We start from the raw sequence: 12,809 nt of genomic DNA, 5'->3' as shown, positions 1-12,809 counted from the left end.
CTCGGTGTCTGTGTTCGTGGTGTCCGCCCACTCCCCGCTCCCCCCGGGGGGTGGGTTTGTGGTTTGGGGGGTTACCCCCCCAATAACCAAACACGACAGGTGCGTACCGTGAGGCGCATGGACGACTGGACGCCTCGCACCAAGGCCATCGCCGCCGGCCGGCCGCACGGTCCCGGTGAGCCGCTGAACACCCCGCTCGTCGCCACCAGCACGTACCAGGCCGGTGGCGACTTCGCGTACGCCCGCGGGGACGGGACGCCGACCTGGCACGCGCTCGAGGAAGCCGTCGGAGCGCTGGAAGGCGGCCACGCGACGGCCTTCGCGTCCGGCGTCGCCACCCTGTCCGCGGTGCTGGACCTGCTGCCGGTCGGGTCCAGGGTGGTGGTCCCGACGTTCAGCTACGCCGTCACGCGCGGCGTGCTGGCCCACGCGCAGAAGCTCGGCAAGCTCGCCGTCACCGAGCTGGAGCCGGCCGACACCGCGGCCTGGGTGGCCGAGGCCGCGACGTCGGACCTGGTCTGGCTGGAGTCGCCGACCAACCCGACCCTCGACGTGATGGCCATCGAGCCGATCGCCGCCGCCGCACGCGGCCGGGTCGTCGTCGACAACACCTTCGCCACGCCGTTGCAGCAGCGGCCCCTGGAGCTGGGCGCGGACGTCGTCGTGCACAGCGCGACCAAGCTCATCGGCGGGCACAGCGACCTGCTGCTCGGCATCACCGTCGCCAAGGACCCGGCCGTGGCCGAGGAGCTGAAGGGCGCGCGGACGCGGGTCGGGTCGACGCCGGGCGCCCTCGAAGCCTGGCTCGCGCTGCGGGGGCTGCGGACCATGCCCGTCCGGCTCGCGGAGCAGTCCCGCACCGCCGCCCTGCTGGCCGAGCGGCTCGGCGGGCACCCCGCGGTCCGGCGGGTGCGCTACCCGGGCTTCGGCATGATGGTCGCCTTCGAGCTCGCCGACGCCGAAACGGCGGACCGCTTCTGCGCGTCGGTCCGGCTGATCCGGTCGGCGACCAGCCTCGGCGGCGTCGAGAGCCTGGTCGAGCGGCGGGCCTGCCTGGCGGGCGAGGAGCGCGTCCCGCCCGGGCTGATCCGGTTCAGCGTCGGCCTGGAAGATCCCGACGACCTTTGGGACGACTTGGTGATCGCCCTACCGGAGTAACGCGCGCCGCCGAATCGTCGATAGTCGCGACATCGCAGGTCAACGCGTTGGGAGTGGCATCGTGGGCAGAACGCTGAGCAGGGTTGCCGGGGTTGTTTTCGCGGGCGCGCTCGCCACCTTCGCCGCCACGCCCGCCGCGCTGGCGGACACGGAAACCAGCACGTCACCCACGGAAACCACGACGTCCACTTCGGAGTCGCCGACGTCGAGCAGCCCGACGAGCACGACGGCGCCGTCGACCACTCCGGCCACCTCGACACCGGCAGACCCGTCGTCGGCGCCGAGCACGCACGGTGACGTGAAGACCACCGAAAAGCGGATTGCGCCCAAGGCGGAGCCCGAGGTCAAGGGCGACACCCAGGAGCTCCCGCCGAAGGACGACTACCAGGACAACGTCGGGCACGGCTTCGTCGGTCTCGGCGGCGAGGGCGTCCTGGTCATCGCCTGCGCGGCCGGGAAGCCGGGCGAAATCGCCACCCAGTACCTGAGCGTCACCGGCGGCCCCGACCAGGACGAGGCCGACGGCCGCCTGTGGAACTACTCGGTGCGCGTCGTCGACGCCCCGGCCGGCACGACCACCGCCAAGTTCAGCTGGACCTGCGGCGGGGTCGAGGGCAACGGCGTCGTGGAGTTCGAGCAGGAACAGCCGCCGACCTCGACCGTGACCGCGACGGCCACGAGCACCGTCACGAGCACGGTCACGTCCACCGCCCCGGCCTCGAGCACCGCGCCGGTCACCACCGCGACCAGCTCCGCGCCCGCCGGCAACGCCGCTCCGAAGGCCCAGGTCAAGGTCGCGCCCAAGGGCGGGGTCGAGACCGGCTTCGGCGGCACGGCCCGGTGACGGTCCGCCGGGCGGGCGTCGCGCTCGCCCTGGTGCTGGCCCTGGCCGGGTGCGGCACCGCCGAGCCGCCGAAAGCCGCGCCACCCGCTCCGGTTCCGTCGTCGGTGCCGGTGACCGTGCCGTTCAAGGGACTGCGCCCGACCTCGGTGAAGATCCCGAAGATCGGCGCGGAGTCCAGCCTGCTGGCGGTCGCCGTGAAGCCGGACGGTTCGATTTCCGTGCCGTCGGTGCACACGCCGATGCAGGCCGCCTGGTACAAACTCTCGCCGGTGCCCGGCGACGTCGGCCCGGCGATCGTGCTCGGGCACGTCGACGGCGACAAGAAACCGGGTATCTTCTTCAAGCTCAAGGAGCTCGCGCCCGGTGACGAGGTGGACGTCGACCGCAGCGACGGGAAGAAGCTGAAGTTCGTCGTCGACCGCGTCACCCAGGTCCCGAAGGAAACGTTCCCGCGCGAAGCCGTCTACGGGAACAGCAGCGCACCGGAACTGAGGCTCATCACCTGCGGTGGGGCGTTCGACCACGCCGAACACAGCTACAAGGACAACATCGTCGTCTACGCGAAGCTCGCGGACTGAAAGCGCTGCCGGCGTCACTGTCCGATGTGGATTTCGCTGGGCCCGAACGTTACCGGTTGCCGCAGTGGTCTTCTTCACGCGGAAATGGTTTCCGGTACATACCAGTAATGGGGCAGGATGTCCGAGTCGCCTGATCTTGTGCTTCGGAGCACCGGGCGGCTCGCGTAGTGGGGGTCATTGCGCGTTTCCTTCCCTGGGAGTCACCTTGAAGAAGACCCTGGGCCGTCTCGCGGGCGCTGTGCTCGCGGGGGCCCTGCTCACGCTCACCGTTTCACCGGCCGCGCTCGCGGAGGAAGCTCCGGTCGTTTCGACGACCGAAGCCGCGCCGACGGCCACCAGCGAGGTGCCGACGACGACGGACGCGCCGACCAGCACCGCGTCCTCGGAGCCCACCTCGCAGCAGCCGACGTCGGGCCAGCCGACGTCCGAGCCGACGTCCACCGGCACCGGCACGCCCACCTCGGGCAAGCCGACCCGGCCGACCACGCCGACCACCGAGCCGACCGACCCGTTCCCGCACGGTGACGACTACATCGACGACGTCGCGTACGCGTGGGAGTTCGACGGCGGTGCCGGCATCCTGGTCATCGCCTGCAAGGCGGGCGAGCCGCGGGACGTCCGGGCCAACGACTTCACCGTGGCCGCCGGCCCGTTCCAGGACGGCGCGGACGGCCGCTACTGGGGCTTCGACATCCAGCTGAACGAGGGCAAGCACCTGTCCGACGACACGCAGGTCTCCTGGGTGTGCGAGGGCAAGCCGGTCACCCGCCCGGTCGGGCACGGCGGCGGCTCGGCCACCGTCGGCGGCCAGGTCAAGGTGACCCCGAAGGCCGGCGGCGTCGAGACCGGCGGCGGCGCGACGGCCCGGTCCTGACCGCATGACCACGCAGTTCCGCCGCGGCGGCCGCGTTTTCGCGGCCGCCCTGGCGCTGTCCTTCGCCCTGACCGCCTGCGGGACCCCGGACCCGCAGGCGGCAGCCCCGTCCTCGTCCGCGCCGGCCCCGCCGCCGGTGACCAAGCCGTTCGCCGGCCTGCGCCCGACGCAGCTGAACATCCCGAAGATCGGCGCGCAGTCGTCACTGGTCTCGGTGCTGCCGAAGGCCGACGGCGGGATCTCCGTCCCGTCGGTGCACACGCCGATGCAGGCGGCCTGGTACAAGATGTCGCCGGTGCCCGGCGAGACCGGTCCGGCGGTCCTGCTCGGCCACGTGGACGGCGACAAGAAGCCCGGCATCTTCTTCAAGCTGAAGGAGCTCGCGCCGGGTGACGAGGTGGACGTCGACCGCAGCGACGGCAAGAAGGTGAAGTTCGTCGTCGAGCGCGTGGAGCAGGTGCCGAAGGAGACGTTCCCGCGGGACGCGGTCTACGGCAACAGCGACAAGCCGCAGCTGCGGCTGATCACCTGTGGTGGCGCCTTCGACCACGCCGAGCACAGTTACAAGGACAACGTCATCGTGTACGCGAAGCTAGCCGACGCCTGAGCCCGGGTACGGGAACTCCGGCTTCCATTCGGTGCCCGGGCAGACCCAGCGGCGCATACCCGCGTCGCAGACGGCGTATCCCCAGTTGATCAGGTTGTCCTGCAGCTTCTCGGGCAACCTGGTCAGCCGGGTCTTCGTCTCGGCGAGCCGCCGGGTCTGCTCGACCGGGGCCGGCAGCGCGTCCGGCAGTTCGAAGTTTTCGATGTCGCTGTAGGTCGCCCAGTACGTCCCGGCGTACGTCTTGTCCTCGTAGGACTTCAGCAGCGAGCCGGTGCGCAGCTCGCGGACCTGGTTGTCCATCACGGTCAGCACGCGCAGCAGCTGCATCGGCCAGTTGTGCGCGGGCTCGGCCTCGTGCTTCATCTTCTTCCCGGCGTCGCTGACCAGGACGGTCGCCCGCTGGTTCTCGATCGGGTCGAGACCGAGGTTGTCGTACACGCCCGCGTCGCTCAGCACGATCTTGCGGTCCGGCTTGGCCGGATCCGGGATCACCACCGGCGAGAGCAGCGGCGGGAACGCCGACGACGCGGCGACCGCGGTGGCGAGCGGGACCTGCCCGTGCGGGCCCGGCTGCCGGAAGAACCACCACAGCGAGCCGTCCTGCAGGCTGGTCGCGGTGAACACGAAGTTCGGGCCGGCCGGGTCGAGATCCGCGAGGCGGCAGTCGCCGAAGAGGTGCTTCGCGTAGCGGCGCGCGAGTTCTTCGCCCGCGCTGCGCCACGGCATGACCATCGCCTTGAGCGTGACCGGGACGTCGAGGTGGGTGCGGGCCAGCTTCCGGATCGGCGCCACGACCTCCTTGCCGAAGTTCTCCGCGACGCCGTCCGCGCCGAACCACAGCCGGTTCCACGCGTGCGCCAGCACCCCCGCCGCGATCGAACCGCCGGAGACGCTGGAGACGGTGGTCAGCTTCGGCAGCCAGCCGAGCTCGTTGAGCCGCCAGAGCGCGCCGGCGTGGAAGAGCATTGCGCGGTAGCCGCCGCCCGAGAGCGCGAGGCCGACGCCGTCCCGTTTCGCCGAGTCCACGCGGCCGAGTCTATGACCGCAGCAACGGGGTGAGCAGAGGCCGTTGCCCGGCGGGGACGTATTCGGCGTAGTTGTCGTACAACGCCTGCTTCGCGAGGTGGGCCGCGCCGCCGCCGTCGGCCGCGCGGATCGCGTCGAGCACCTCGGCGTGGTGGGCGAGCCACGCGCGCATCAGCGACGTCCGGTTGCTGGCGTGCTCGAGCTTGTCCTCGATCAGTTCCAGCACCACCCCGCGCACGACTTCTTCGCTGACCACCAGCAGGGGATTGCGGGAGATGCGCGCGATCACCTCGTGGAATGCGACGTCGGCGCGGCTGAACTCGGCATAGCCGCGGGAGACGCCTTCGCGCATCGATTCCAGGGCCGCGTCGAGGCCGGTCAGGTCGTCCTCGGTGCGGAGCTCGGCGGCGAGCAGGTGCGCCGAGCCGTCGAGGATCATCCGGAACTGGAGCAGCTCGGCGAGCCCGACGTGGTCGGCGCGCGCGAGCCGGTGCATCGAGCGGTGGAGCGCGGCGGGCGAGGCGGCCAGCACCTCCGGGCCGCGCGGGTCTCCGGGCCGCGACCGGATCATCTCGGCCGCCTGCAGCACGCGCAGGGCTTCGCGAATCGTCGAGCGGCCGACGCCGAACTGCGTCATCAGCTCGCGCTCGCTCGGCAGGCGTTCCCCCGGCTTGAGCGCGCCGCTGACCACGGCCTGCTCGATCTGCTCGACGACCCGCTCGTACGCGCGGACCGGAGCCACCGGTTCGAACCGCATCCCTTGACCTCGCCGTCCGCTCGGTGCAGGCTACTGGTCAGACCAGTGTACTTATCTGGAGGCCGAATGAAAGCCCGGATTCCCGTGGTGGCAGCGGCGCTGCTGCTCGTGGTGTCCGGCTGCTCAGCCGGCTCGTCAGCGAGCGTTTCCGCAGGTTCGGACACCCTTTCCGTCGGCTTCACGGCGGAGCCGGCGAACTTCGACTTCACCCGCACCGACGGTGCCGCCATCCCGCAGGCCTTGCTCTACAACGTCTACGAGGGCCTGGTGAAGCTCGACGCGCAGGGCAAGGTCGTCCCGCTGCTCGCGAAGTCGTGGACGATCAGCCAGGACCGCAAGACCTACGACTTCCAGCTGCAGCAAGGCGTCAAGTTCAGCAACGGCGCCCCCTTCACGGCCGAGGACGTCAAGTTCTCCCTGCTGCGCGTGAAAACCGACTGGACGATCTCGATCAAGGCGACCATGGACGTCGTCGACCACGTCGACGTCGTGGCGCCGGACCACGCGCGGGTGGTGCTGTCGAAGCCGTCCAACGGCTGGCTGTTCGGCCTCACCAGCCGGCTCGGCGCGATGTTCAGCCCGACCGGCGTCGCCGACCTGGCGAGCAAGCCGGTCGGCACCGGGCCGTACGTCGTGTCGGCTCGCAAGCGCGGCGACTCGGTGGTGCTGAAGGCGAACCCGGCCTACTGGGGCCGGAAACCGGCGTACTCGACGGTGGTCCTCAAGTACATCAAGGACCCGACCGCGCTGAACAACGCGTTGTTCAGCAACGGCATCGACGTCATCTCCGCGATCACCGCGCCGGACTCGATCCCGCAGTTCCAGGCCGACGACCGGTTCCAGGTCGTCCAGGGCACGACGAACTCCGAGGTCACCCTCGCCATGAACAACGCGCGGCCGCCGCTGAACGACGTCCGCGTGCGCCAGGCCCTGACCTACGCGATCGACCGGAAGGCGTTGCTGGACACGGCGTGGGCCGGCCGTGGCACGCTGATCGGCAGCATGGTCCCGCCGACCGACCCGTGGTACGAGGACCTGTCGAACGCCTACCGCTTCGATCCCGCGCGGGCCAAGGCGTTGCTGTCCGAAGCCGGCGTGACGAACTTGAGCCTGCGGCTGCGGATCCCGAACCTGCCGTACGCGGTGTCGGCCGCGCAGGTCGTCCAGTCGCAGCTCGCCGACGTCGGGGTCCGGACCACGATCGAGCCGCTCGACTTCCCGGCGGTGTGGCTCAAGCAGGTGTTCACCGACCACGACTACGACCTGTCGATCATCCAGCACGTCGAAGCCAGGGACATCACGACGTTCGGGAAGCCGAAGTACTACTGGGGCTACGACAGCAAGCGCGTCCAGCAGCTGCTCGCCGAAGCCGACAGCGGGACGCCGGAGCAGCAGGTCGCGGACATGAAGCAGGTGGCGCGGCACCTGAACACCGACGCGGCCGCGGACTGGCTGTTCCTGTTCCCCAACGTGATCGTCGCGAAGGCCAAGGTCGGCGGGTTCGTCCGGAACCAGGTCAGCGAGTCGTTCGACCTCACCGGGCTGGCGCCGCGATGACGGCCAGGGTGCTGCGCCGGGTGGCGATCTTCGTGGTCAGCGTGCTGGCCGCGTCCATCGTCGTGTTCCTCTTCATGGCCGTGCTGCCGGGTGACCCGGCCCAGGTCGCGCTCGGCGTCAACGCGACGCCGGAGCTGCTGGCCAAGACGCGCACGGAGTTCGGCATCGACCGCCCGCTGGTCACGCAGTACGTCGACTGGATCGGCGGCGTCCTCCACGGCGACTTCGGCCGCTCGTACGTCACGCGCGACGCGATCGGCCCGCAGCTGCTCGACCGCCTCGGCGTCACGCTCTGGCTGGTCGGCGCGGGCATGCTGGTGGCGCTGGTGATCGCCGTGCCGGCCGGGACGTTCGCCGCGGTGAAGCACCGGAAGGCGTCGGGGGCGAGCGTCTCGGGGCTGTCGCAGATCGGCGTCGCGATCCCCGCGTTCCTGGCCGGGATCATCCTCGTGCAGATCTTCGCCGTGCAGCTGCGCTGGCTGCCTTCCGGTGGGTGGACACCGCCGAACCAGGACTTCGGCGAGTTCTACCGCGGGCTGATCCTCCCGGCGTTGTCGCTCGGCCTGGTGCAGGGCGCGGTGTTGACGCGCTACGTGCGTTCCGCCGTCCTCGACACGCTCGGCCAGGACTACCTGCGCACCGCGCGGTCCAAAGGCCTCCGCCCGGGGCAGGCGTTGGTGCGCCACGGCTTGCGCAACGCGTCGGTGCCCGTGGTCACCGTGCTGGGCCTGCAGCTGGCGACGCTGCTGATCGGCGCGGTCGTCGTCGAGCGCGTGTTCGTGCTGCCCGGCCTCGGTTCGATGCTGCTGGACGCCGTCTCCGCGCGTGACCTGCTGACCGTGCAGGGGATCGTGCTGGTCCTGGTGGCCGGCGTGCTGCTGGTCAACTTCGTCGTCGACGTCCTCTACACCGTGCTCGACCCCCGATTGCGAGGTTCGTGATGCGCAATCTGGTGCTGGGCGGGGTGCTCGTCGGCCTGGTCGTGCTGGCCGCGCTGCTGTCGTTCGCGTGGACGCCGTTCGACCCGGTGAAGGTCGACGCGGCCCACCGGCTGCTCGGCTTCACCGGCTCGCACTGGTTCGGCACCGACAAGTTCGGCCGCGACCTGCTCAGCCAGCTCATGGTCGGCGCCCGCACGACGTTGTACGTCGGAGTCGTCGCGGTCGGCATCGCCGCGGTGATCGGCACGCCGCTGGGCATCCTGGCCGGGATGTCGCCGCGCTGGCTCGGCGAGTTCGTCATGCGCGTCAACGACCTCGTCCTCGCCTTCCCCGCGCTGCTGCTGGCCATCATGTTCGGCGCGGTGTTCGGGGCGGACACGCTGACCGCCATGGTCGCCATCGGCATCGCGACCATCCCGTCGTTCGCGCGGATCGCCCGGTCCGGGACGCTGCAGGTGATGAGCACCGAGTTCGTGCTGGCGGCCCGCGCGGGCGGCCGGTCGCGGCTGAACATCGCCGTGCGGCACGTGCTGCCGAACATCTCCGGCCTGCTGATCGTGCAGGCGTCGGTGTCGTTCGCGATCGCCGTCCTCGCCGAAGCGGCCCTGTCGTTCCTCGGCTTCGGCACCCGGCCGCCGACCCCGTCGTGGGGGCGGATGCTGCAGGAGTCCCAGGAACTGCTGACCGTGCAGCCGCGGCTGGCGCTGGTGCCGGGCATCGCGATCGCCGTCGCCGTGCTCGGCTTCAACCTCCTCGGCGACGGCCTGCGCGACCGCCTGGACCCCCGATTGGCGGCCCGAGTATGACGCTCTCGGTGCGTGGCCTCGGCGTTTCTTCTCTCATCCGGGACGTCTCCTTCGAGATCGGCGCCGGCGAGCGCGTCGGCCTGATCGGGGAGTCCGGCTCCGGGAAGTCGCTGACGGCGTTGTCGATCATGGGCCTGCTGCCCGAGGAGCTGCCCGCGTCCGGTTCGGTGACCCTGAACGGCCGCGAACTGCTCGGGATGTCCGAAAAGGACATGTCCCGGTTGCGCGGCGACGAGCTGGCCATGGTGTTCCAGGAGCCGATGACGGCGTTGAACCCGGCTATGCGCGTCGGCCGCCAGGTCACCGAGCCCGGCCGGATCCACGGCCGCCGGCACCGCGCCGAGGACCTCCTCGACGCGGTGGGCCTGCCGGACACCGCTCGCGCGTACCCGCACCAGCTCTCCGGCGGCCAGCGGCAGCGGGTCGTGCTCGCGATGGCCCTGGCCAACGAGCCGTCGCTGCTGATCTGCGACGAGCCGACGACCGCCCTCGACGTCACCGTGCAGGCCCAGATCCTTGCGCTCATCAAGACGTCACTGCCCGCCGAGAGCGCGTTGCTGTTCATCACCCACGACCTCGCTGTCGTGGCTTCGGTGTGCGAGCGCGTGCTGGTGATGCTGGACGGCGAGATCGTCGAAGCGGGCTCGACGCGCGAAGTGCTGACATCGCCTTCGCACGCCTACACGCGGAAGCTCCTGGAGGCCTCGGACCTGGAGGCGCGCCGATGAGCACCATCGAAGTCCGCGACCTCGAACGCCACTACGCCCGGCGGAACGTGCACGCCTTGCGTGGTGTCAGCTTCGACGTCGAGGCCGGGCAGCGGTTCGGCATCGTCGGCGAGTCCGGTTCCGGCAAGTCGACGCTGGTCCGGCTGCTGGCGGCGCTCGACAAGCCGACCGCCGGCACGGTGGCGTTCCACGGCCGGCGGATCGACCACCTGCCGGAACGCCGCCTCGGCTTCCTGCGCTCGGAACTGCAGATCGTCTTCCAGGACCCGATGGGCTCGCTCGACCCGCGGATGCGGGTCCTCGACATCGTTTCCGAGCCGCTCGGCCGCCGGGAGCCGGATCGCGTCGCCGAGCTGCTCGCCGCCGTCGGCCTGCCCGCGGACGCGGCCGGGCGCTACCCGCACCAGTTCTCCGGCGGCCAGCGGCAGCGGATCTCGATCGCCCGCGCGCTGGCGCCGAACCCGAGCGTGCTGATTGCCGACGAGCCGGTCAGCGCGCTCGACGTCTCCGTGCGCGGCCAGATCCTCGACCTGCTCGATGCGCTGGTCGAACAATTCGCGCTCACGCTGATCTTCGTGTCGCACGACCTCGGCGTCGTCCGGCACGTGTGCGACCGGGTCGCGGTCATGCGCCGCGGCGAGATCGTCGAGCTCGGCGACGTCGGCCAGGTCTACGACGCGCCCCAGCACGAATACACGCGGGAACTCCTCGAAGCCGCGCCGAACCTGCGCGCGGAACTCGCCCGGCTGCGCGGAGGTGACGATGCCTGAGTATCCCGATGGCCTGCCGATCGGCGATGGCTGGGTGTCCACTGTGGATACCGAAGAAATCGTTTTCCCCTATGACAGGAGCGTGGTCGGCACGGCGCCGGTCGGAACGCCTTCGCTGGCGCGCCGGGCCGTCGACGAGGCTGTCGCCGTCGCGCGCGAAGTGGCTTCGCTGCCTTCGCGGGTACGACGTTCGCTGCTCAACGACGTCGCCGCGGCGATCCGGTCCCGCCGCGAGGAGTTCGAGGACCTGCTCGTGCTGGAGTCCGGCAAGCCGCTGGTCGATTGCCGCGTCGAGGTCGAACGCACGATCGTCACCTGGGAGGCCGCCGCCGAGGAGGTCTCCCGGCTGCACGGTGAGACCGTGCCACTGGACCTCCTGCCGTCCGGGGATGGCCTGGTCGGGTTCTGGAAGCGCAAGCCGATCGGTGTCGTCGTCGGCATCGCGGGCTTCAACTACCCGCTGCTGCTGGCGTCCCACAAGATCGCGCCCTCGATCGCCGCGGGCTGCCCGGTGATCGTCAAGCCCGCGCCCCAGACACCGTTGGCCACGCTCCGGCTGGTCCACCTCGTGCGTTCGCTCGCGCCCGTGCCCGCCCTGGTCCAGCTGGTCACCGGCGATGCTTCGGTGGGGGCCGCGCTGACGACGGACCGCCGGATCGGCGCGGTCTCGTTCACCGGCTCGGCCGCGGTCGGTCACCGCATCGCCCGCGACGCGGCCCCGACGAAAACCCTGCTGGAGCTGGGTTCGAACGCGGCGCTCGTGGTGGTCGGAGACGCCGACCTCGACGCGGCTGTGGACGCCGTGCTGCGCGGCGGGTTCTACGCGTCCGGCCAGGCCTGCATCTCGGTGCAGCGCGTGCTGGTCGTCTCGTCGGTGGCCGCGGAGTTCACCGATCGCCTGCTGGCGCGGCTCGACGAGGTCGTCGTCGGCGATCCGCGGGACGAGAAGACGCGGGTGTCCGCACTGATCGACCCGGCCTCCACCGAGCGCGTCGCCGCGTGGATCGAAAAGGCCGGCGGCCGCCGGTTCGGCGGGGGTGTCGACGGCACGGTGCTGCGGCCGACCGTCCTCCTCGACGTCCCGGACGGCGTCGAAGCCTGGGACGAGGAGATCTTCGGCCCGGTCGTCTGCGTCCGCACGGTGTCCGATGTGGACGAAGCCTTCTCCGCGGTCAACGCGTCCCGCTACGGCCTCCACGCCAGCGTCTACAGCAAGTCCCTGCACACGGCGTTCCGCGCGCTCGACGAGCTGGAGGTCGGCGGGGTCGTCGTCAACGAAGTGCCCGGCTTCCGCTCGGACACCATGCCGTACGGCGGCGTGAAGGACTCCGGCATCGGCCGCGAGGGGCCGCGGTTCGCCGTCGAGGAACTGACCGTGACGAGGATGGCGGTGCTGCGCCCGTGAACTACTCGACGTTGTTCCGGCTCGACGGACGGCGGGCCGTCGTGCTCGGTGCGGGCGGCATCGGCCGCGAAGCCGCTCGCGCCTTGGCCGCGCACGGCGCCGACGTGGTCTGCGCGGACCGCGACCTCGAAGCCGCGCGCGAAGCGGGCGTCGGCGAGGCGTACGAACTCGACCTGCTCGAACCGGGCGCGCTGGACAAGGCCGCGTCCGACCTCGGGCCGCAGGACGTCGTCGTGCTGACCGCCGCGATGAACGTCCGCAAGCGGCTGCTCGACTACACGCGGGAGGAGTTCGACCGCGTCCTCGCGCTGAACCTCGGCGTGACGTTCGAGGTCGTGCGGGTCTTCGGCGCCGACATGGTCGCGCGCGGGCGGGGGAGCATCATCGGCTTCTCGTCGATCCGCGGCACGACCGTCGAGCCCGGCCAGGGCCCGTACGCGGCGACGAAAGCCGGGCTCGTCCAGCTGTTCCGCACGGCCGCCGCGGAGTTCGGCCCGGCCGGGGTCCGGGTGAACGCGATCGCCCCCGGCGTCGTCGAGACCCCGCTGACCGCCCAGATCAAGGCGAATCCCGAGTGGTACGACGCGTACGCGACGAAGGGGGCGCTGGGCCGCTGGGCGCGTCCGGAAGAGCTCGCCGGAGCCGTCGTGTACCTCGCTTCGGACGCTTCGTCGTTCGTGACCGGCTCAGTGCTGGCGGTGGACGGTGGCTGGACCGCCGTCGACGGCCGCTTCGACCCGCCTGCCTCGTGAGGAGCG

14 protein-coding genes are annotated in these 12,809 nt (G+C 70.9%); 12 read left to right on the top strand and 2 right to left on the bottom strand.

The genetic code is table 11. The features are described 5' to 3' along the window. The first annotated feature begins 117 nt into the window (after nt 1–117). The 5 genes from ACWEVN_RS10785 to ACWEVN_RS10765 all read left to right on the top strand — a co-directional run bounded on the left by ACWEVN_RS10785 (nt 118) and on the right by ACWEVN_RS10765 (nt 4,061). Entirely contained in the window at nt 118–1,158 is a 1,041-nt protein-coding gene (locus tag ACWEVN_RS10785) for a trans-sulfuration enzyme family protein (protein ID WP_452051073.1), read from the top strand. A 61-nt stretch (nt 1,159–1,219) separates the two neighbouring features. Next, nucleotides 1,220–2,002, top strand: coding sequence for a hypothetical protein (locus tag ACWEVN_RS10780; protein WP_452051072.1), 783 nt, complete (start codon nt 1,220–1,222; stop codon nt 2,000–2,002). Then, entirely contained in the window at nt 1,999–2,580 is a 582-nt protein-coding gene (locus ACWEVN_RS10775) for a class F sortase (RefSeq protein ID WP_452051071.1), read from the top strand. Before ACWEVN_RS10780 ends, ACWEVN_RS10775 begins: the two co-directional genes overlap by 4 nt. Before the next feature lie 205 nt (nt 2,581–2,785). Then, nucleotides 2,786–3,454, top strand: coding sequence for a hypothetical protein (locus ACWEVN_RS10770; RefSeq protein ID WP_452051070.1), 669 nt, complete (start codon nt 2,786–2,788; stop codon nt 3,452–3,454). Nucleotides 3,455–3,458: 4 nt separating this feature from the next. Then, on the top strand, nt 3,459–4,061 hold the full coding sequence (locus ACWEVN_RS10765) for a class F sortase (RefSeq protein WP_452051069.1): 603 nt from the start codon (nt 3,459–3,461) through the stop codon (nt 4,059–4,061). On the opposite strand, the gene ACWEVN_RS10760 is transcribed toward ACWEVN_RS10765, so the two are convergent. Then, nucleotides 4,047–5,087: a patatin-like phospholipase family protein gene (locus tag ACWEVN_RS10760; protein ID WP_449687629.1), complete on the bottom strand. Its 1,041-nt coding sequence runs from the start codon at nt 5,085–5,087 to the stop codon at nt 4,047–4,049. The two genes, ACWEVN_RS10765 and ACWEVN_RS10760, sit on opposite strands and share 15 nt — an antisense overlap. A gap of 10 nt (nt 5,088–5,097) precedes the next feature. Further along, nucleotides 5,098–5,844, bottom strand: a complete 747-nt coding sequence (locus ACWEVN_RS10755) for a FadR/GntR family transcriptional regulator (protein WP_449687628.1) — start codon at nt 5,842–5,844, stop codon at nt 5,098–5,100. A gap of 66 nt (nt 5,845–5,910) precedes the next feature. Here ACWEVN_RS10755 and ACWEVN_RS10750 point away from each other — a divergent pair, with 66 nt between their 5' ends. From ACWEVN_RS10750 to ACWEVN_RS10720, 7 genes are read left to right on the top strand one after another with little or no spacing between them, the layout of a single operon-like run. After that, nucleotides 5,911–7,401, top strand: coding sequence for an ABC transporter substrate-binding protein (locus tag ACWEVN_RS10750; RefSeq protein ID WP_452051068.1), 1,491 nt, complete (start codon nt 5,911–5,913; stop codon nt 7,399–7,401). Continuing rightward, nucleotides 7,398–8,342 (top strand): ABC transporter permease, encoded by a 945-nt coding sequence (locus ACWEVN_RS10745; protein WP_452051067.1) that lies wholly within the window; start codon nt 7,398–7,400, stop codon nt 8,340–8,342. Before ACWEVN_RS10750 ends, ACWEVN_RS10745 begins: the two co-directional genes overlap by 4 nt. Further along, a complete protein-coding gene (locus ACWEVN_RS10740) occupies nt 8,342–9,148 on the top strand; it encodes an ABC transporter permease (protein ID WP_310968285.1) in 807 nt (268 codons plus the stop codon). The genes ACWEVN_RS10745 and ACWEVN_RS10740 overlap by 1 nt, the downstream gene beginning before the upstream one ends. Further along, entirely contained in the window at nt 9,145–9,876 is a 732-nt protein-coding gene (locus tag ACWEVN_RS10735; RefSeq protein ID WP_452051066.1) for an ATP-binding cassette domain-containing protein, read from the top strand. The genes ACWEVN_RS10740 and ACWEVN_RS10735 overlap by 4 nt, the downstream gene beginning before the upstream one ends. Beyond that, nucleotides 9,873–10,646 carry an ABC transporter ATP-binding protein gene (locus ACWEVN_RS10730; RefSeq protein ID WP_449687624.1) on the top strand — a complete coding sequence of 258 codons (774 nt, stop codon included), beginning with the start codon at nt 9,873–9,875 and terminating at the stop codon, nt 10,644–10,646. Before ACWEVN_RS10735 ends, ACWEVN_RS10730 begins: the two co-directional genes overlap by 4 nt. After that, nucleotides 10,639–12,051, top strand: coding sequence for an aldehyde dehydrogenase family protein (locus ACWEVN_RS10725; protein ID WP_452051065.1), 1,413 nt, complete (start codon nt 10,639–10,641; stop codon nt 12,049–12,051). Before ACWEVN_RS10730 ends, ACWEVN_RS10725 begins: the two co-directional genes overlap by 8 nt. Continuing rightward, complete coding sequence (locus tag ACWEVN_RS10720) at nt 12,048–12,803, top strand: SDR family NAD(P)-dependent oxidoreductase (RefSeq protein WP_310968281.1); 756 nt, start codon at nt 12,048–12,050, stop codon at nt 12,801–12,803. The genes ACWEVN_RS10725 and ACWEVN_RS10720 overlap by 4 nt, the downstream gene beginning before the upstream one ends. Nucleotides 12,804–12,809: the final 6 nt, after the last annotated feature.

The organism is Amycolatopsis sp. NPDC003861 (genome assembly GCF_053605405.1).
The sequence above is the reverse complement of the archived record's forward strand: the minus strand, read 5'-3'. Positions and strand labels throughout refer to the sequence as shown.